Below are 20,622 nucleotides of genomic sequence, written 5' to 3' on the forward strand. Positions count from 1 at the left end.
TAGCTGAGCCCACAATGGATCCTTCATTACTTCTCGATGGTCTGAATGACAAGCAGCGTGAAGCCGTTGCCGCCCCTTTAGAAAACTTACTTGTTCTTGCTGGAGCAGGAAGTGGTAAAACGCGCGTACTTGTACATCGCATCGCTTGGTTGATGTCGGTAGAGCAAGCTTCGCCATTCTCAATCATGTCAGTAACCTTCACTAACAAAGCGGCGGCAGAAATGCGTGGCCGTATTGAAGAGTTAATGATGGGCAGTGCTTCTGGGATGTGGAACGGCACTTTCCACGGTATCTGTCACCGCATTCTTCGTGCTCACTACCTTGATGCTCTGCTACCAGAAGATTTTCAGATTATCGATACCGATGATCAGGTTCGCCTATTGCGCCGCTTAATCAAAGCGCAAAACTTAGATGAAAAACAGTGGCCTGCGAAGCAAGTCGCGTGGTGGATCAATGGCAAAAAAGACGAAGGTTTACGCCCGAGTCATATCGATGCCTACGGTGACCCGATTACTAAGACTTACCTGCAACTTTACAGTGCGTATCAAGAAGCGTGTGACCGTGCTGGCTTAGTCGACTTTGCAGAAATATTGCTGCGTGCCCACGAGCTACTGCGTGACAAAAAACACATTCGTGAGCATTACCAAGCGCGCTTTAAACATATCTTGGTCGACGAATTCCAAGATACCAACAACATCCAATACGCCTGGCTACGCATGATGGCTGGCCCTGATTCACACGTGATGATTGTCGGTGATGATGACCAGTCAATTTATGGTTGGCGTGGGGCAAAAATCGAGAATATTGAGAAGTTTACCTTGGAGTTCCCAAGCGTGAATACGATTCGTTTGGAGCAGAACTACCGCTCGACCAAAACCATTCTGGAAGCGTCTAACACGCTCATTGCCAACAATACTGAACGTATGGGTAAAGAGCTATGGACCGATGGTGTTGAAGGCGAGCCGATCTCAGTTTACTCGGCCTACAACGAGCTTGATGAAGCGCGTTTTGCAGTGAATAAAATCAAAGAGTGGCAAGACAAAGGTGGTGCGTTGAATGATGCTGCGATGCTGTATCGAAATAACGCCCAGTCGCGTGTACTTGAAGAAGCGCTAATCCAAGCTGGTTTGCCTTATCGCATCTACGGCGGCATGCGATTCTTCGAACGCCAAGAGATCAAAGACGCATTGAGCTACCTGCGCTTAATGTCAAACCGCAATGATGATGCAGCCTTTGAACGTGTGGTGAATACACCAACCCGTGGTTTAGGTGATAAAACCCTAGAAACGATTCGTTTTGCCGCTCGTGACCAAGGCAGCACCATGTGGCAAGCAAGTATGTACTTACTTGAGAACCAAGTGCTGGCAGGTCGTGCAGCTGGCGCATTGAGCCGATTCATCGAGTTGGTTAATGCATTAGAAGACGACACAAATGAGCTGTCTCTGCACGAACAGACGGACCATGTAATCAAATACTCTGGCCTGTTCGCTATGTACGAACAAGAAAAAGGCGAGAAGTCGAAAGCACGTATTGAGAACTTGGAAGAATTGGTAACCGCAACGCGTCAGTTTGAAAAGCCAGAAGAGGCTGATGAAATGACGCTACTCACGGCATTCTTAACTCACGCAGCGCTAGAGGCTGGTGAAGGCCAAGCGGATGAGTTTGATGATGCGGTTCAGCTGATGACACTACACAGTGCAAAAGGTCTCGAATTCCCACTGGTATTTATGGTTGGTGTCGAAGAGGGGATGTTCCCAAGCCAGATGTCGGCAGAAGAAGCAGGACGTTTGGAAGAAGAGCGCCGACTTTGCTACGTGGGTATGACCCGTGCAATGGAAAAGCTCTATATTACTTATGCTGAAATGCGCCGTTTGTACGGTCAAGATAAGTACCACAAACCATCACGCTTTATTCGCGAACTGCCAGAGAAATGTTTGGATGAAGTGCGCATGAAAGCACAAGTAAGCCGCCCAACCAGCTCAGGCCGTTTTAGTCAAACTGTCGTGAAAGAAAGCTTTAATGAAACAGGCTTTAGCTTAGGCTCTCGCGTGATGCACCCTAAGTTCGGTGAAGGTACCATCATCAACTTTGAAGGCAGCGGTCCACAAAGCCGAGTTCAAGTCGCTTTTAATGGTGAAGGTATTAAGTGGTTAGTGACGGCTTACGCTAAGTTAGAAACCCTATAAATTTTCAGTCTCTATTGAGAGTGTTTTTATCAATAGAATTGGGCTTGCTGCAAGGCAACAAGTGAGTGAAGCCCCGGAGCATAGGGAACCTATGTGATGGGGTGAACAAGCGAAGTTAACGTAGCAGTGAGTTCAATTATGCAGATAAAAAGATAAAGAAAAACCCCGAGGGCGTGAGCCCGTCGGGGTTATAGTCTTACTCGCAGCAATCCGGCTACTATAGGTGCTCCATGCATCTAATCCTTGATAGTATGCTGATGTCCTTCAGCTCAATCCTTTACTCGCCATCCTAGCGGTGTCCGTATGACCTTATCCTGGTCTGCTAACAATCCTCGTTAGCTCACTTCGCTTGTTCCTTGAGCGGTGTCCTTTTCATCGTCCTGATGATAAGTCCTTTCCTCGTCCAGAGGTGTCCATTTCCCATCCTTAGTAGCAACCATCCTAGTTACTATTGCGTCCGTTCAATGTCCAGTTTGCTATCCGTGCCGACTACTCATCCTAAGTAACCGTATCTTCTTCCTGAAGATTACCTAATCCGTGGTAATTTCCTGTTCCGTGTCAGACTCCTTCCGACAGGGTTAATATTACGCTGATGCGGATTTAGAGCAATATGACGCAAACGTTTTTCTCAAGAGATAAGTGAGTAAAATCTATACATTGTCAATATAATCAAATGATTACGTTGATTTGTTTACATTTGTCTCAGCTAAAAGACTAGGATTACTTACTCGCTTGTGAGAGATCTCTTACAGGAGGCTGAGTCGATCAGAGCATTGAGGCTAGTGTGAAGGGGGAGGTCAAACGATGAGAAGGTGAGGGGGGCCGAAGTGAGTCATTCTGTAGAGCAGATAAAGAAAAACCCCGAGGGCCAAGGCCCATCGGGGTTATAGTCTTACTCGCAGCAATCCGGCTACTATAGGTGCTCCATGCATCTAATCCTTGATAGTATGCTGATGTCCTTCAGCTCAATCCTTTACTCGCCATCCTAGCGGTGTCCGTGTGACCCTATCCTGGTCTGCCAACAATCCTCGTTAGCTCACTTCGCTTGTTCCTTGAGCGGTGTCCTTTTCATCATCCTGATGATAAGTCCTTTCCTCGTCCAGAGGTGTCCATTTCCCATCCTTAGTAGCAACCATCCTAGTTACTATTGTGTCCGTTCAATGTCCAATTTGCTATCCGTGCCGACTACTCATCCTAAGTAACCGTATCTTCTTCCTGAAGATTACCTAATCCGTGGTAATTTCCTGTTCCGTGTCAGCATCCTTCCGACAAGGTTCATATTACTCTGATGCGGATTTAGAGCAACATGACGCAAACGTTTTTTTGCATAACAATTCGTACAAGAAACATACCAACACAATAAAAACAATGACTTACAGTTTGTTGTTTACATTTTTCTCAGCGAAAAAGCTATGATTACTCACTTGCTTGTGAGAGATCTCGCACAAGCAAGTGAGGTGATCGGCACTATTTGCCAATCGCAGCACCTTCACGTCGAGGATCGGCTGCCCCTTTTAATTGGTTATCTTCGATTAAAATGGCATGCAAACCTGAGTTCAGGTCTCGAACGTTGACCTTAAAGCCCATCGCTTCTAAGTCATCTTTGAATTGCTCAGCACTGGTACCTTGCTCTACGTCCAGTGTGCCAAAACGATTGAGAAGGTGTGGTTGATTAATGGCTTGTTGGATATCCATTCCCCACTGAGTATGGGCAATGATACTTTGTGCCACATAGCCAATGATACGGCTGCCACCTGGTGAACCAATAGCCATGTATGGCTCATCATCGTGCATGATGATGGTCGGGGCCATTGAGGAGCGAGGGCGTTTCCCCGGTTCTAGGCGGTTTGCGATCGGCTTGCCATCTTTGTGCGTTCTAAATGAAAAATCCGTCAGCTCATTATTGAGTAAGAAGCCGTTGGTCATCAGCCTAGAGCCAAAAACGTTCTCAATGGTAGTGGTGATGGAAACAACGTTACCTTGTTTATCGACAATGTTGAAATGACTAGTAGAAGGGAGCTCTATCGATTCATCTTGGCTTTGAGTCGCTGCATAGCTCCACGGAGGTGTGCCTGCTGAGACGGAATCCAGTGCTTTGCCCGGTTGGATTAGCTTGGCTCTTTGTTCTAGATAAGAAGGATCCAATAAACCTTGGGTTGGCATCGGCACAAAGTCCTCATCGGCCATGTACATACCACGATCAGCAAAAGCAAGGCGAGAGGCATCAGCGATCACTTGCCAAGAGCGAGCATCTTTCGGTCCCCATTTTTTTAGATCGAACGATTCTGTGATTGCTAAAATTTGCCCAACCGTGAGTGCGCCTGAGCTTGGCGGGCCCATGCCACAAATATCGTAGCTCTGATAAGCGGAACATACCGGCTCACGTTGCTTTATTTGGTAAGCATCGAAATCGACTTGCGCGAGAACGCCAGGATTACCCGGAGCATTTTGCACGGTCTGGATGATATCGCTGGCTATATCGCCTTGGTAGAACGCGTTTGCACCTTGCTTAGAGATTGCTTTTAGCGTGTTGGCGTAGTCGGGATTCTTTAGCACGGTACCAGCAGTTTTTGGTGAGCCATCAGCATTAAAGAAATACGCCTTGGTCGTTGGAAAGCGGCTAAGCTTCTCTGCGTCTTTCTCAATTAAAGTGGCAAGGCGAGGGCTGATCTCAAAGCCTTTCTCTGCCACTTTAATGACCGGCTCTAACAGCTTACTCCACTCTAAGTGGCCATACTTCTGATGCGTATCCCACATCAGTTTGACGGTACCAGGTGTTCCGACTGAGCGGCCACCCACCACGGCGTCATAAAACTTGAGCGGTTCACCGTTTTTATCTTGAAATAGGCGAGGTGTCGCATTGATTGGCGCTGTTTCTCGGCCGTCGTAGGTAGTGAGCTTGTCGTTCTCAGCATCCCAATAGACCAAGAAAGCACCGCCGCCAATTCCTGATGACTGCGGTTCGACAAGTCCGAGCATAAGTTGAGTCGTGACCATTGCATCAATGGCGTTACCGCCTTGAGCAAGAATGTCGGCACCCGCTTGGGTAGCGAGCGGGTTAGCGGCCGTGATCATCCAATCTTTGGCGGTGACCAATTGCTTTTGTTCTAAACCACTGCTGTACTCAGGGGCAACAGAATCGGCGGCTTGATTAGCGAAGGTTGAAGCTGACGTAAGCAGTAAGCTGGCGGTAAGGCATGTGACTTTCCACTGCATATTGTTCTCCTTATTGTTTATGCAACGACAAGAGTGGCAGTGGAAAGAGCCGAGGTCTAAGAGTTTTTGTTCAAAGTTTAACCTTGAATCAAACTTAATATCTCTTTAAGACTCAAAACTGAGCCGCAAGGGCAGTGGTGGATTGCCATAAAATACTCATACCAATGAAGCTAAACAGCAGACCACACAGCCCATCAATATAGACAGCAAGTGATTTGATTTTACGCTGCATACGTTGAGTCGATAATGCCCAAGCCAGAAATGAAAACCACAACAAAGACAAACTCCATAGAATAATCAGTGCGATGCCTTTACCGCTCAAAGACATAGTGGCAGGCACTAAGCTCGACATTAGGCTAACAAAGAACACCAAGGCTTTCGGGTTGAGAATGTTGGTCGCAAAGCCACGGGAGAAAGCTTGGCGTTTATTGCTCAATAACACACTGGTTTGTTCGCTTTCTTGCTCAGTCTTTGGTGATTGTTTTACTTTGGCCCAAGTACCTTTTAATGCTCCATAACCCAAGTAGAACAGGTAGCTTCCGCCTGCCAGTTGCAATAAGGCAAATAAGGTCGGTTGCTGGTGGACTAAATAGCTGACACCAGTGAGGCTTAATAATGAATGAAGCAAGATGCCGCAGGACAAACCGAGCGCAATATAAAGGCCAGTTTGGCGGCCGTAACGTGTGGCGTTTTGTACCACCAGAGCAAAATCTGGCCCTGGGCTCATCAGCGCAACAAAGTGGACAACGGCAAGAGTAGTTAGGATGGTTAATTCGTTCATAGCAGTCGTGATTAATGATGTATCACGCAATTGTGCCAGCAGCGCTAAGCAAAAGATTGTAAATAATCGACACTAGTTGATTTGAGATGGGCTGACGCCATACACCGCTTTAAACGCCTTGCTGAAATGCGCTTGATCGTAAAAGCCGACTTGATGGGCGACCTCTGTCCCTTTCACGCCCGCTTTTAATAATTTCATCCCTTGCTCCATACGCAATCGGCTCAGCCATGCATACGGAGTTAATCCGATTTTGGCTTTGAAGTGGCGTTGAAACTGGGTTGGGCTCAGTTGGCACAGTTTAGAGAGTTGATCGAGTTTAACTGGCTGATCGAGGTTAGCCATCAAATACTCTTTTAATGTCGCGACGGACTGATTGCCAAGCGGCACGATACTTCTCTGCTCTTTTGCACCGTAGCGTTCGAACAGCTGGCTAAAACCCTCATAAGGCAGACAGTCTTGAGCAAGTTGGCTAAGGTTGCTGTTAGTTAGATTCTGGTGCAGCTGAGATAAGGTGTTGAAAACATGCGAGTCATCAATCACAAGTTGGTTAAAGCCTATGATATCGGAAGATCGTTTTGGATCGGAAAGATCGCTCAGCCATTGAGGATCGAGAGAAAAGACTTTTACTTTGTAGCCAGAGTCGAGCTTGGATTGGCCGTCGTGCATTTCATCCGGTGGCATTAATACCATCTGCCCCTGACCTGCATGATGTGACTCACCCTGATAATGGAATTTTTGTTCACCTTGGGTAATCAGGCCAATGTGAAAATCAAGATGATAGTGACGCTGAAAGGCAAACGTCTGGTAGTTTGCATCGATCAAACCTATCTCTTGATTGGGCACTGTTTGGTATTGAACCTTATCCATAGAAACAAAAAAGCTTGGTGAATATTTCACCAAGCTTAGCGTTAGTTATCTTGAATGTCTTGTAAAAAACGATCAGCTGTTGGCCAGCGCTTGCTTCGATTTCTTGTTGTTTCGTAAACCATCAAAGCTAAACACAACCAGTGCTCCCCAAATGAAAGCGAAGGTGATGGCTTTGTCTGTGGTAAATGCTTCACCGTAGACCAATACTGCGAGTAAGAACATCAAACTCGGGCCAATGTATTGGAAGAAACCTAAGGTCGACAGCTTTAAACGGGTTGCGGCACCGGTAAAGCAAAGCAGCGGCAGAGTGGTAATAACACCGGCCGAAATCAGTAAGATATTTAAACTTAAAGGGTTCTCTGTGAGCTGGGAGGTTGGCGTATCGGCGATCCACAGTAAATAAATAGCGGCAGCAGGCAACAGAACCAAGGTTTCGACAAATAAGCCGGTTTGCGCTTCTAGACTCACTTTTTTACGTAGTAGCCCATAAAAGCCGAAACTCATCGCCAGAGCAATAGCCACCGTCGGAATAGAGCCAAACACAAACAGTTGAACTAATACGCCACAAGCGGCAAGGGCAACCGCAAACCACTGTAGTTTACGTAGCCGCTCACCTAAGAAGAGCATGCCGAGTAAGACGTTTATCAGAGGGTTGATGTAATACCCCAAACTGGCATCGAGCATGTGATCCGCATTGACCGCCCAAATGAAGATCAGCCAGTTTGCACCTACTAACACGGCAGTCGTGACCAGATACAATAGTTTCTGCTTTGATTTGATGACATCGCGAACGTTACGCCAGCGTCGCCCAAAGTGCAGTAATGCCGCTAATAAGAAGAACGACCAAACCACACGGTGACTTAAGATCTCTAAAGGAGACACCTCACCTAAGGCTTTAAAATAGATAGGCGCAATGCCCCACATCGTATACGCACCAATGGCGAGAAAGACACCTTGCTTGGCTCTTTGCTGTTCTTCTGGAGTCATGGCTGTGTGCTCAAATGAAAATTTTACAAATTGAAACAAGCAGTATACGAATGACACTCAAAATCGCCTAACAATTTGCGGTTTTATTCACCTCTAAACCCCACTACAATGTGCCCCTTGCGTTTACACGCATTCGACCTGCATTCTTACTGAGATAATTCATGACCTCGACACTTTTAGCACAACAACCAATGGAAGAACTGCCGACGCCACAAAGCATTCTAGAAGATGTTTTTGGCTACCAGAGCTTTCGTGATGGGCAACAAGAGGTGATCGAGTTGGCGGTTGCAGGGAAAGATAGCCTAGTGATCATGCCAACCGGCGGTGGTAAGTCACTCTGTTACCAAATTCCTGCTCTGGCCCGTCATGGTTTAACCTTAGTGATCTCTCCTTTGATATCACTAATGAAGGACCAAGTTGATCAGTTAAAAGCCAATGGTGTGGCTGCGGAGTGTGTTAACTCAACCATGCCGCGTGAAGAGCTTATCTCGGTTTACAACCGCATGCATTCTGGTGCGCTTAAACTGGTGTACGTCTCACCAGAAAGAGTGTTAATGCGAGACTTCATTGAGCGTCTTGAAAGCCTGCCATTGTCGATGATTGCCGTTGATGAAGCGCACTGTATCTCGCAGTGGGGGCATGACTTTAGACCTGAATATGCTTCGCTTGGTCAGTTAAAGCAGTACTTCCCACATGTGCCTGTGATGGCGTTGACGGCAACGGCTGACGATGCAACGCGCAGCGATATCATGCAGCGCTTGCAGCTTAATGATCCGCATACGTATTTAGGCAGCTTCGATCGCCCGAACATTCGCTATACCTTGGTTGAGAAGCATAAGCCGATTTCACAAGTGGTACGTTTCCTTGAAAACCAACGGGGTAGCTGCGGCATCATCTACTGTGGTAGCCGTAAGAAAGTCGAGATGGTGACGGAGAAGCTGTGTAACAACGGCCTTCGTGCTGCCAGCTACCATGCCGGACTCGAAGCGGATGAACGCGCTTACGTGCAAGAAGCGTTTCAGCGTGATGATATCCAAATCGTTGTCGCGACAGTGGCGTTTGGCATGGGCATCAATAAACCCAACGTGCGTTTTGTGGTGCATTTTGATATCCCACGTAATATCGAGTCTTACTACCAAGAGACGGGTCGAGCAGGCCGAGATGGATTACCGGCTGAAGCGATGATGCTTTATGACCCAGCTGATATTAGTTGGCTTCGCCGTATGCTCGATGAAAAAGACGATGGGCCGCAAAAGCAGGTTGAAGCACACAAGCTCAATGCCATGAGTGCATTTGCTGAAGCGCAGACGTGTCGTCGTCAGGTACTGCTTAACTACTTTGGCGAATACCGAGAGAAGCCGTGTGGCAACTGCGATATTTGCCTAGATCCGCCCAAACATTTTGATGCGACCGAGCAAGCGCAAAAAGCGTTGTCTTGTGTTTATCGAGTGAACCAAAGTTTTGGTATGGGCTATGTGGTTGAAGTGCTGCGCGGTATGCAAAATATCCGTGTCAGAGAAAATGGTCACGACAAGCTTTCAACCTACGGCATTGGGCGTGAAAACAGTCATGATTATTGGGTGAGTGTGTTCCGTCAGTTGATCCATAAAGGCTTACTGTTCCAAAATATCACTCGTAACTCAACGTTGCAGTTGACCGAAGAAGCTCGTCCGTTATTGCGTGGAGAGATGTCATTAGAGCTTGCAGTACCAAGATTGGATGTCGCGGCTCGTGCAGCTAAATCTGATAAATTGTCGAGCAAAAATTACGATAAGAAGCTGTTTGCGAAACTGCGTAAGCTACGTAAATCCATTGCCGATGAAGATGGTCTGCCGCCATACGTAGTATTCAGTGACGCGACCCTAATTGATATGGCGGAAATCCTACCGACCTCTTACGGTGAAATGCTTGCGGTGAGTGGTGTAGGCCAACGTAAACTCGAGAAATACGCCGATCCATTCTTAGATTTAATTCAGGAGCACATTACCAATCATGGTTGATTCAGCACAAACGGAATTTGGACTGCTTGAGTATCAAGCAGAGGAGGGGCGCATTGTTATCCGAACGCCTCGCTTCGACTTTGATAGTTTCCCTGAATTGGCGCAACGCTTGATTACCTTGCTGTCAGCGACAGTGCATGAAAAGCAGTGGGATGCCGATATCCATTCATGGCTGGTGGATTTTGAAGGTTGCCAACTGTTCCTTAAATCAGAGCACTACAGTGAGAGCGTCTGGTTTGAAGCGTTAGCGACTGAAGACTCAAAAGAAGAACTCGATTTCTTAGCTTCCCTCTTCCAACGAGGTTTTTAAGTACAGAAAACGTACGTCAACGATTGCTTAATAACTCATGCTTGCGGCGGATATTGGTTAATGTATAATCGCTCGCCGCGATATTTGTCATACTTCAAATATCGTCATTATTTCATTTAACATTGTTGGTAAGGCAATTTCCGGTGGCTCGGAGAGTGTCGATTTGGGTTCCCTCACCCCCAAACCAAACTAAAAAGGTATCGCATGAGTAACTTTACCCCTGCGCAGCAGCGCAAAGCCCTTTTTCTATTAGTTCTATTCCACCTGATCATCATTGCATCTAGCAACTACTTGGTTCAGCTTCCTTTTACCGTATTCGGATTCCACACGACGTGGGGCGCATTTACGTTTCCATTTATCTTTTTAGCGACTGACCTGACAGTACGAGTTTTTGGTGCTCAGCTTGCTCGCCGAATCATTTTCTTGGTGATGTTACCTGCACTGGCGGTTTCCTACGGTTTATCGGTCCTCTTCTATGAGGGAGCATTCCAAGGCTTTAGCCAGTTAGGTGAGTTCAACTTGTTTGTCGCGCGTATCGCTATCGCGAGCTTTATGGCTTATCTATTAGGTCAGATTCTAGATGTGCATGTGTTTAACCGTCTGCGTCAGTTAAAGCAGTGGTGGGTAGCACCAACGTGCTCAACCTTATTTGGTAATGCGTTAGATACCATCGCGTTTTTTGCGATTGCGTTCTACCAAAGCCCAGATCCATTTATGGCTGAGCATTGGACAGAGATTGCGCTGGTGGACTATGGATTCAAATTGGTGATTAGCCTAGGTTTGTTTGTTCCTATGTATGGCGTGTTACTGAACTTCTTAGTTCGAAAGCTGACAGCCGTAAACCCCGATTTCAAAGTGGTTGGTGCGAATTCGTAACCGAAACAATAGAAAAGAAAAAGCCCGAGGACTGAGTCACTCGGGCTTTTTTTGTCTCTGACGTGTTGGTACTAATTAATACTCAATCACCGATAGCGGCCAACCAATATCACTTTGGCGGTTAGCTTCAATCTCTAGCTCTGCAGCTGTCAGTGGATTCGCTTGCAGCCACTCTGATTTGAGCGTTAACGTTAGCTTGTCATCGTTAGAGCTTAAGTTGATGACAGGTTCTAAGTCTGGATTACGGCGATGAGTTAGCAGTACCGCTAAACGCAGTAAACGAAGAACACGCTTGGCACTGGTGCCAGACAAAGCATGTTGCTCCGGCAAAGAGGTTAGCTGCTCACGGTAACGACGAGCCAGTTCACCCAACAGGTGCTTTTGCGCACGCGTATAGCCAGGCAAGTCTAAGTGCTGCAGCAAGTAAGCGCTGTGCTCCCCACCTTTCTTAAAGTCGATGGTTAAGCCAATTTCATGCAGCTTGGCCGCGGTTTCAAGTAAAACGCCACCTTGCTCTTCACTAATCCAATCATCCTGACACTCTGCAAGCAAGCGAGCCGCCATATTGGCGACTTGCTCTGCATAGATTGCATCAATCTGATAACGGCTTTGCACACTTGTAATGGTGCGAGTACGGATATCATCTTGCTTTAGTTCATCGACCATCTCGTAAACTAAGCCTTCACGCAGCGCGCCGCCGGCTAAGGTCATTGAATCAATTTCAAGCAGTTCGAAAATCGCAATCAGAATCGATAGGCCACTTGGGAACACCAAAGCGCGCTCAAGTGTTAGGCCTTCAATCTCGAGCTCTTCAAGATGCTCGGCACGCATAGCTTGTTTTTGTAGACGTTTAAGTTTGGCATGAGTAATGACCTCATCCATCCCTTGCGCCAACATAATTTCTTGCAGAGCCTGCACTGTGCCAGAAGCCCCAACACAAACATCCCAACCAATATCTGTATACTGCTCTAGAATTGGCTGGAGTGTTTCTTTCGCTGCTTGGATCGCGTTATTGAAGTTAGTTACGGTAAGTTGGCGATCTTTAAAGTGACGCTCAAGCCATGTTACACAGCCCATTTTCAGACTGGTTAATGCTTTTGCTTCGAACCCTTCACCGATAATCAACTCAGTGCTCGCACCACCAATATCCACCACTAAACGGCGGCCGCTGCCACCTGAAGTATGTGCGACGCCTTTATATATAGTGGCGGCTTCTTCCTCACCATCAATCACTTCAATATTGTGACCAAGAAGTTGGTTCGCTTTCTTAAGGAAAATATCCACATTGGTGGCAGTACGCAGCGTTGCGGTGCCGACAATACGAATATTTTCAGTCGGAATATCTTGTAGCCGTTCAGCAAACAGACTCAAACAATCCCATCCGCGCTGCATGGCTTCGTGGCTTAGCGCATTGTTTTCGTCTAAACCAGCGGCAAGACGTACTTTGCGTTTAATCTTAGCCATGGTCTGAATGCTGCCATCAATGTGACGCACAACGAGCATGTGAAAACTGTTCGACCCGAGATCGATGGCGGCGTATAGCGGAGATGAAACTGCTTGGCTCATAGACGACTTAAGAATCCTTTTGTTGACGTGGACGAGAGCGATGGTTCGAACGGCGATTGCCAGAGCGTGAACCGCCAGTATTAGTGCGGCGCTGCTGCTGTGGACGGTTTGAACGCATACGAATTGGTGCAGGTAGCTCTTCGATCAGTGCACTTGGATCGTAGTCAGAAACCGGAATCGAGTGTTCGATGTACTCTTCAATCGGTGGCAGGTTAATGGCGTAGTCTTCACACGCGAAGCTGATTGAATGACCACTTGCGCCAGCACGACCAGTACGACCAATGCGGTGAACGTAGTCTTCACAGTCATCAGGTAGATCAAAGTTGAACACGTGTGTTACTTGAGGAATATGAAGGCCACGAGCCGCAACATCGGTTGCTACTAATAGATCAACATCGCCTTTGGTAAATTGCTCTAGGATACGCTCACGTTTTTTCTGTGGAACGTCACCTGTTAGTAGACCAACACGGTGACCATCAGCTGCAAGGTGTCCCCAAACCGATTCACACTTGTGTTTGGTGTTGGCGAAAATGATCGCGCGATCTGGCCACTCTTCTTCAATCAGAGTTTGAAGCAGTGCCATCTTATGTTCATTGGATGGATAGAACAGCTCTTCTTGAATGCGGTGACCTGTTTTTACTTCTGGCTCAACGACAACATGCTCAGGATTGTGCATGTGCTCGAACGCAAGTTCTTGTACACGGTAAGACAGTGTTGCTGAGAACAGCATGTTCAAACGCTCTTTTGGTTCAGGCATACGGCGGAACAAAAAGCGAATGTCTTTAATAAAGCCGAGATCGAACATACGGTCTGCTTCATCAAGAACGACAGCTTGGATGTGATTAAGATTAAACACACGCTGCTTATAGAAATCGATAATACGACCAGTCGTACCAATCAGTACATCTACGCCTTCTTCTAGCTTCGCCAGCTGCTTATCGTAGCTTTCGCCACCGTAAGCAAGTGCCGCTTTAATACCAGTGCTTGCGATAAGAGGTTCAGCATCGTTATAGATCTGAATCGCCAGTTCGCGAGTTGGTGCCATAATAATAGCGCGAGGCTGATTTGGCTTACGACCTTCATGTTCTGAAGTCGTCAGTAAGTGGTTAAAAGTAGCAGTCAGGAAAGCTAATGTCTTACCTGTACCCGTTTGGGCTTGTCCTGCGATGTCTTGGCCGGTGAGCAGTACCGGCAACGCCAAAGCTTGAATAGGGGTACAAAACTCGAACCCTTTTTTCTCCAAACCTTCAGTGATTTGAGGGTGTAAACCCAAATCGGCGAACTTTTGCTCTGTGATGTGCGTCTTTTTCATTGCTATAGAATATCAGCTTAAGCTTGCAATACGAAAGTAAATACATTCCAATAGGGCATCTAAATACTGGTTATCATCCAACCAGTTCCGAAAAAACACATTGGAGTGGAAGATGAGTGATAAGATTTTGCAGCTAACAGACGACGGTTTTGATGCCGATGTAATTAATGCTGCAGGCCCAGTTCTTGTTGATTTTTGGGCAGAATGGTGTGGTCCTTGTAAGATGATTGCACCGATTTTGGACGAAATCGCAGACGAGTACGAAGGCAAACTCACTATCGGTAAACTGAATATCGACCAAAACGCAGGTACTCCACCTAAGTTTGGTATCCGTGGTATCCCAACACTATTGCTATTTAAAGATGGCAGTGTGGCAGCAACGAAAGTAGGCGCATTGTCTAAAACTCAGCTAAAAGAGTTCCTAGACGCTAACCTATAATTGCTAGATAAGACCGTGCACATACTGCACGGTTTTGTTTTTTGAATACCAACAAAATCTAGACTAGGCTACTATTTAGTGCTAGTTTATCGCACGTTAAATAAACAAGTTCTCTTCTTGGTCGATCCTGAGACCAAATCCTTCTTAAACTAGAAAATAGATCCTTATTTTGACTAAACAAGCATCAACCACCATGAACCTCACTGAACTTAAGAACAGACCTGTGTCTGACCTTGTTAAACTTGGCGAAAGCCTAGGCTTAGAAAACCTAGCTCGTCTAAGAAAGCAAGACATTATCTTTGCGATCCTTAAAGCGCATGCTAAGAGTGGCGAAGATATCTTTGGTGATGGTGTTCTAGAAATTTTGCAAGACGGCTTTGGTTTCCTGCGCAGCGCAGACAGTTCATACCTTGCAGGTCCAGATGATATCTACGTTTCGCCAAGTCAGATTCGTCGATTCAACCTGCGCACAGGTGACTCAATCGCTGGTAAAATTCGTCCACCAAAAGATGGCGAACGTTACTTTGCATTGTTGAAAGTTAACACGGTTAACCACGACAAGCCTGATAACGCACGTAATAAAATCCTGTTTGAAAACCTTACCCCTCTACATGCTAACGAACGCATGGTTATGGAGCGCGGTAATGGTGCGACAGAAGATATCACAGCACGTATCCTTGACCTGGCTTCACCAATTGGTAAAGGTCAGCGTGGTCTGATTGTTGCTCCGCCTAAAGCGGGTAAGACAATGCTTCTGCAAAACATAGCTCAAAGCATTGCTCACAACCACCCTGAGTGTGAGCTGATGGTACTTCTTATCGACGAACGTCCAGAAGAAGTAACAGAGATGCAACGCCTAGTAAAAGGTGAAGTGATTGCTTCTACGTTTGATGAACCAGCGTCTCGTCACGTACAAGTTGCTGAAATGGTAATCGAGAAAGCAAAACGCCTTGTTGAACACAAGAAAGACGTGGTCATCCTGCTTGACTCTATTACTCGTCTAGCACGTGCATACAACACGGTTGTTCCTTCATCAGGTAAAGTTCTTACTGGTGGTGTGGATGCAAACGCACTGCATCGTCCTAAGCGTTTCTTCGGTGCTGCACGTAACGTAGAAGAAGGCGGCAGCCTAACTATCCTAGCAACGGCACTAGTAGATACAGGTTCTAAGATGGACGAAGTTATCTACGAAGAGTTCAAGGGTACAGGTAACATGGAAATCCACCTAAACCGTAAGATTGCGGAGAAACGTGTATTCCCAGCTATCGACTTTAACCGCAGCGGTACTCGTCGTGAAGAGCTTCTAACGAAGAACGAAGAGCTACAGAAGATGTGGATTCTGCGTAAGATTGTTCACCCAATGGGCGAAATCGATGCGATGGAGTTCCTGATTGATAAGCTAGCAATGACGAAGACTAACGATGAATTCTTCGATGCGATGCGTCGTCAGTAAGCATTAAAAATTGAAAAAACGCCACCGCTTAGCCGGTGGCGTTTTTGTTTGCATTCTCTAGTGATAACAAGCACAATGGAATCAAATGTTACAAGGAGGTTAACATGCAACAAGGAATGTTGTCGTCAGTACTCCTATCCGCCACGCTACTAATGGGTGTACCTGCCGTAACGGCGACAGAAATGCCGCCACAACGAGTAGAACAATGGCTTCAAGAACCACAAGTTCACGACAAAGTCGCTGAGCTGCTTCAGTTTGTGGTTGAAGATGATATTGATGGGCTCAACTTTGCGCTTCAGCGTCTTTCATTGCCTGTTCAAGAAGTCTCTCGTTATCTACTACTCAAAAAGCTCGAAGACCAGAATCTTATCCTGACACCTAAGATGGCGCTGTTTGTCGAACAACAAAAGTCCATGGTTCCGACTTATCAGGTATTAGAAAGAGGCGACGGCTACGAGTTTTCTGTTCCTGCCTTTAATTACCCAGCTATTGCACATCGTCTCCTTAAACAGTGGCAACAAGACCAGTCGACACTCGCATTTGTCCTTGAAGCAGAACGAGGCGAGCTTATTTTAAAAGAGTGGTTATCGGGCAGCGAGTATCAAGTCCAAGCCCGTGAAGCCTTGCTGATTAGAGAGCTAGATAGCTTATCGCCAGAAGCGGTTAAGATGATGTCTGATCAACTCACCCAAGAAGCGGTGACGAGTTGGTTACCGTCATCGGAAGTGATGGTTCGCCTTTCTCAAGTGAGTGAGAGTGCAGAAGTATACAAACTGCTATGGCTAATGAAATCAGATTACCACAGTGAAAATGAATTAGTTCGCTTAGCCACGGTGGGCGATGAGTTTGCTGTCACACAGATCATGCAAGCTTCAAGCAATCCAAGCCTTAAGGAATTAGCGATTTCTGAGCTGACCAAAGTTAGGCCGATGTCTTCTCAAGTGAGAGAGTTCTTGATTGCTAAAATGGCGATTTCCGAAGACGCAAGGTTCATTGCAGGAGAGCTGGCTCGCCAAGGCTACTCATCGTGGCTTGAAGAGTTGGCTAGCAGTAACCAAAAGGTGAACAGCCGAGCGATTTTGAGTGTATTGAGTCAGTAATCTATAGAGATATAACCACAACAAAAAGAGGGATCGGTCGATTCCTCTTTTTTGCTATACTGCCTGCAGATTAACCAGCCCACAAATAGGCCTATGAGTTTTAAGGACTTACGCGATTTTATCGCTCATCTAGAAAAAGAAGGGAAGCTTAAACGCATTTCTCACCCTGTTGACCCTGATTATGAAATGACAGAAATCAGTGACCGAACGCTGAGAGCGGGTGGTCCAGCACTGTTGTTTGAAAACCCCATCGGTTATGACGTTCCAGTATTGACCAATCTATTCGGCACACCAGAGCGTGTGGCGATTGGTATGGGGCGACAAGATGTCAAAGAGCTTCGTGAAGTAGGTAAATTACTCGCTTACCTAAAAGAGCCAGAGCCGCCAAAAGGGTTTAAAGATGCGCTAGATAAACTTCCAGTCTTTAAGCAAGTCCTAAACATGCCTGCGAAAAGGCTACGTAAAGCGCCTTGCCAAGAAGTGGTTTGGCAGGGGGACGATGTCGACCTTGATAAAATTCCGGTGATGAGTTGCTGGTCTGGTGATGTTGCTCCGCTACTAACGTGGGGTTTAACCGTCACCAAAGGCCCAAACAAAAAGCGCCAAAACCTAGGTATCTATCGCCAACAAAAAATTGGCAAAAACAAAATCATCATGCGTTGGTTAGCGCACCGTGGCGGAGCGCTTGATCTCCGTGACTGGATGGAAACGAATCCTGGTAAACCATTCCCCGTTTCTGTCGCCTTTGGTGCCGATCCTGCCACCATTCTTGGCGCGGTGACGCCTGTGCCTGACACCTTATCTGAATATGCTTTTGCAGGTTTACTGCGTGGTAGTAAAACGGAAGTGGTTAAATCGGTCAGCAATGAACTCGAAGTGCCGGCCAGTGCTGAAATTGTCATGGAAGGGTACATCGATCCGAACGAATTTGCCGATGAAGGGCCTTATGGTGACCATACGGGTTACTACAATGAGAAAGAAAAGCATCATGTGTTTACCATTACTCATATCACTATGCGTAAAGACCCTATCTATCACAGCACCTACACAGGCCGTCCGCCAGATGAGCCAGCAGTATTGGGTGTTGCGCTGAATGAAGTATTCGTCCCTATTCTGCAAAAGCAGTTCCCCGAAATAGAAGATTTCTATCTGCCACCAGAAGGGTGCTCGTATCGAATGGCCGTAGTGACAATGAAGAAGCAATACCCAGGTCACGCTAAGCGTGTAATGATGGGAGTGTGGTCTTTCTTGCGCCAGTTCATGTATACCAAGTTTGTGATTGTGTGTGATGAAAAGGTCGATGCGCGTAATTGGGATGATGTCGTCAAAGCGATGACAGATAATATGGAACCCGTTCGAGACACGCTATTTATTAACAATACGCCGATTGATTCGCTCGACTTTGCTTCTCCAGTGGTGGGCTTAGGTTCTAAGATGGGTCTAGACGCTACAATAAAGTGGGATGCTGAATTGGTTGGTTCTCAAGATGCAGCGACATCTTCTCCTCAAATAGAAGAGGGAGAACTGAACGCATTCATTGAAAGTCACCCAGAAGTAAATGATATCTATATCCCACCGACAGCGAGCAATAACAGCTTTGCGATCGTGACCATGAACAAAGAGCACGCTGGACAATCTCAGCAATTAGCTGAAAAAGTCGAACAGTTCCTTGTTGAACATGGGGAGCCTAAGTTTGTGGTGCTTTGTGATGACGATGTTAATGCCCGAGATTGGAATGACATTATCTGGGCGATCACAACTCGAATGGATCCAGAGCGAGATACCAAGCAAGTTCTCGCGAGTAACAGCCAATCATCTCGCCTAATTCTTGATGCAACGAATAAGATTGAGGGTGAAGAAGTAGAGCGTGAGTGGGGTACCCCAATTGAGAAAGATCCTCAATTGGTCGCGAAAATCGATGCGTTCTGGGATAAGTTGGGTATCCTATGAGCAATACCGTCATCTTGCACCCGGCTAATATAGAGTTTGAGGTGCAAGAAGGACAAACGGTGCTGGAAGCTGCGCTCAACAATAATATTAGCTTTCCTCACCGTTGCCAGGTTGGTGCGTGTGCAGCCTGTTTATGTCGTAAACTAGAAGGGGAAGTCTCATATCACCTTGAGCCAATGCTGACGGAAAAAGAGCAGCAACAAGGATGGATATTTGCTTGCCAAGCCTTCGCAGAAAGTAAATTAGTGCTTACTTTGGAAGAGTAAGTAAGAGGAAACCATGACTATTCAATGTAAAGTAAAGTCCATTCAGCCGTTGGCTTGCAATACTTACCAAATCTTATTACACCCAGAGAGCCCAGTTGACTTTAAAGCGGGTCAATATCTAATGGTGGTAATGGGAGAGAAAGACAAACGCCCATTTTCGATCGCAAGTAGCCCTTGTCGCCATGAAGGTGAACTTGAACTTCATATTGGTGCGGCTGAGCAAAACGCTTATGCTCTAGAAGTAGTAGAAGCAATGAAAGCAGCGCTAGAGAACGGCGGCGATATTACGATTGATGCACCGCACGGTGATGCTTGGGTAAAAGAAGAGAGTGAACGCTCTCTACTACTTATTGCTGGTGGTACAGGCTTTAGTTATGTTCGGTCGATCTTGGATCATTGCGTTGCTCAAAACATAGAGAACCCGATTTATCTATATTGGGGTGGCCGTGATGAGTGTCAGTTGTACGCAAAAGAAGAGCTCGAGCAAATCGCAGCAGCAAATTCAAATGTTCACTTTGTGCCAGTAGTAGAAGACGCACCTGCAGAGTGGGCGGGTAAAGTTGGTAATGTACTTCAAGCGGTAGAACAAGATTTCGATTCATTAGCGGAATACGATATCTATATTGCAGGCCGTTTTGAAATGGCAGGTGCCGCGAGAGAACAATTTACTCTCAATAAACAGGCTCAAGCAGAAAGAATGTTTGCTGATGCTTACGCATTTATTTAAAAGCGGTGTTATTTGGTGAAAAAGGGAGCGTTTAGCTCCCTTTTTGTTAGCTTTTGAATATAAATTCATCGAACGCTCATTTTTTTCATTTTTTTTAGAAAAAGGGGTTGCGCTTAACTCTGAACTCCCTATAATGCGCATCCACTGACACGGCAGACGCCACAAGGCTTCAGCGACGAGTCGGTAGGATGAATAAGACAATTTAGCCTCTTAACTTCTTCAAAAAAGAAATTGAGAAAAACTTCAAAAAAGTGTTTGACACTGAAGTCCAAATCGCTAAAATGCACGTCCACTTTGAGAGAAAGCGCTAATGCTTACTTCTTAAAGAAAAGCTCTTTAACAATATAAACCTATCAATCTGTGTGGGCACTCGTTGATGATAATCCAACGCTTATTTCGATAAGCACAAAGATTTCAATGAACTGAGTGACCAATACRAATAACTTCGGTTATTTGGCACAGTCAATTCATTATCGTTCTGTTGGAACGATAATAGCTTTAAAATTACATTAGTAGTTTTGAAGTCAGTATTCATTGAGTCAGTCCTTAGGGACATCAAAATCTTAAATTGAAGAGTTTGATCATG

At 46.2% G+C, this 20,622-nt stretch carries 16 protein-coding genes and 1 pseudogene; 11 read left to right on the forward strand and 6 right to left on the reverse strand.

All coding sequences use genetic code 11. From position 1 onward, the window contains the following. The first annotated feature begins 14 nt into the window (after nt 1–14). On the forward strand, nt 15–2,186 hold the full coding sequence (uvrD, locus tag EJ063_RS17460) for a DNA helicase II (RefSeq protein WP_126575605.1): 2,172 nt from the start codon (nt 15–17) through the stop codon (nt 2,184–2,186). Between the two features lie 1,467 nt (nt 2,187–3,653). Here the strand turns inward: uvrD and ggt are convergent. The 4 genes from ggt to rarD form a co-directional block, all read right to left on the reverse strand. Beyond that, nucleotides 3,654–5,402 (reverse strand): gamma-glutamyltransferase, encoded by a 1,749-nt coding sequence (ggt, locus tag EJ063_RS17475; RefSeq protein ID WP_126575606.1) that lies wholly within the window; start codon nt 5,400–5,402, stop codon nt 3,654–3,656. A gap of 112 nt (nt 5,403–5,514) precedes the next feature. Then, the gene (locus tag EJ063_RS17480; protein ID WP_126575607.1) at nt 5,515–6,183 is read right to left on the reverse strand and encodes a LysE family translocator; all 669 of its coding nucleotides are present in this window, start codon (nt 6,181–6,183) and stop codon (nt 5,515–5,517) included. Nucleotides 6,184–6,255: 72 nt separating this feature from the next. Beyond that, on the reverse strand, nt 6,256–7,050 hold the full coding sequence (locus EJ063_RS17485; protein WP_126575608.1) for an AraC family transcriptional regulator: 795 nt from the start codon (nt 7,048–7,050) through the stop codon (nt 6,256–6,258). A gap of 72 nt (nt 7,051–7,122) precedes the next feature. Further along, nucleotides 7,123–8,037 carry an EamA family transporter RarD gene (gene rarD / locus EJ063_RS17490; RefSeq protein WP_126575609.1) on the reverse strand — a complete coding sequence of 305 codons (915 nt, stop codon included), beginning with the start codon at nt 8,035–8,037 and terminating at the stop codon, nt 7,123–7,125. A gap of 161 nt (nt 8,038–8,198) precedes the next feature. Between rarD and recQ the strand changes: the two genes are divergently transcribed. From recQ to EJ063_RS17505, 3 genes are all read left to right on the forward strand, one after another. Continuing rightward, nucleotides 8,199–10,037: an ATP-dependent DNA helicase RecQ gene (gene recQ / locus EJ063_RS17495; RefSeq protein ID WP_126575610.1), complete on the forward strand. Its 1,839-nt coding sequence runs from the start codon at nt 8,199–8,201 to the stop codon at nt 10,035–10,037. After that, nucleotides 10,030–10,347: a DUF3630 family protein gene (locus tag EJ063_RS17500; RefSeq protein ID WP_126575611.1), complete on the forward strand. Its 318-nt coding sequence runs from the start codon at nt 10,030–10,032 to the stop codon at nt 10,345–10,347. The genes recQ and EJ063_RS17500 overlap by 8 nt, the downstream gene beginning before the upstream one ends. Nucleotides 10,348–10,551: 204 nt before the next feature. After that, nucleotides 10,552–11,223: a 7-cyano-7-deazaguanine/7-aminomethyl-7-deazaguanine transporter gene (locus EJ063_RS17505; protein WP_126575612.1), complete on the forward strand. Its 672-nt coding sequence runs from the start codon at nt 10,552–10,554 to the stop codon at nt 11,221–11,223. 75 nt (nt 11,224–11,298) lie between these two features. On the opposite strand, the gene gppA is transcribed toward EJ063_RS17505, so the two are convergent. Continuing rightward, nucleotides 11,299–12,789 (reverse strand): guanosine-5'-triphosphate,3'-diphosphate diphosphatase, encoded by a 1,491-nt coding sequence (gene gppA, locus EJ063_RS17510; RefSeq protein WP_126575613.1) that lies wholly within the window; start codon nt 12,787–12,789, stop codon nt 11,299–11,301. Nucleotides 12,790–12,796: 7 nt separating this feature from the next. Next, nucleotides 12,797–14,101, reverse strand: coding sequence for an ATP-dependent RNA helicase RhlB (gene rhlB, locus EJ063_RS17515; RefSeq protein WP_126575614.1), 1,305 nt, complete (start codon nt 14,099–14,101; stop codon nt 12,797–12,799). Between the two features lie 112 nt (nt 14,102–14,213). Here rhlB and trxA point away from each other — a divergent pair, with 112 nt between their 5' ends. The 7 genes and pseudogenes from trxA to fre all read left to right on the forward strand — a co-directional run bounded on the left by trxA (nt 14,214) and on the right by fre (nt 20,036). Then, nucleotides 14,214–14,540, forward strand: coding sequence for a thioredoxin TrxA (trxA, locus tag EJ063_RS17520; protein WP_004409639.1), 327 nt, complete (start codon nt 14,214–14,216; stop codon nt 14,538–14,540). 193 nt (nt 14,541–14,733) lie between these two features. Further along, nucleotides 14,734–15,993, forward strand: a complete 1,260-nt coding sequence (gene rho, locus EJ063_RS17525; protein WP_126575621.1) for a transcription termination factor Rho — start codon at nt 14,734–14,736, stop codon at nt 15,991–15,993. 104 nt (nt 15,994–16,097) lie between these two features. Then, nucleotides 16,098–17,093, forward strand: coding sequence for a hypothetical protein (locus tag EJ063_RS17530; protein WP_126575615.1), 996 nt, complete (start codon nt 16,098–16,100; stop codon nt 17,091–17,093). Nucleotides 17,094–17,186: 93 nt separating this feature from the next. After that, nucleotides 17,187–18,567 (forward strand): annotated as a pseudogene (ubiD, locus tag EJ063_RS17535) (4-hydroxy-3-polyprenylbenzoate decarboxylase); the annotation flags it as partial. Next, nucleotides 18,564–19,043 carry a UbiD family decarboxylase gene (locus EJ063_RS21570; protein ID WP_439333293.1) on the forward strand — a complete coding sequence of 160 codons (480 nt, stop codon included), beginning with the start codon at nt 18,564–18,566 and terminating at the stop codon, nt 19,041–19,043. The pseudogene ubiD and the gene EJ063_RS21570, both read left to right, overlap by 4 nt. Next, a complete protein-coding gene (locus EJ063_RS17540; RefSeq protein ID WP_126575617.1) occupies nt 19,040–19,309 on the forward strand; it encodes a 2Fe-2S iron-sulfur cluster-binding protein in 270 nt (89 codons plus the stop codon). Before EJ063_RS21570 ends, EJ063_RS17540 begins: the two co-directional genes overlap by 4 nt. A 13-nt stretch (nt 19,310–19,322) precedes the next feature. After that, the gene (fre, locus tag EJ063_RS17545; RefSeq protein ID WP_126575618.1) at nt 19,323–20,036 is read left to right on the forward strand and encodes an NAD(P)H-flavin reductase; all 714 of its coding nucleotides are present in this window, start codon (nt 19,323–19,325) and stop codon (nt 20,034–20,036) included. Nucleotides 20,037–20,622 lie beyond the last annotated feature (586 nt).

Source organism: Vibrio aquaticus, from assembly GCF_003970385.1.
Classification (GTDB): domain Bacteria; phylum Pseudomonadota; class Gammaproteobacteria; order Enterobacterales; family Vibrionaceae; genus Vibrio; species Vibrio aquaticus.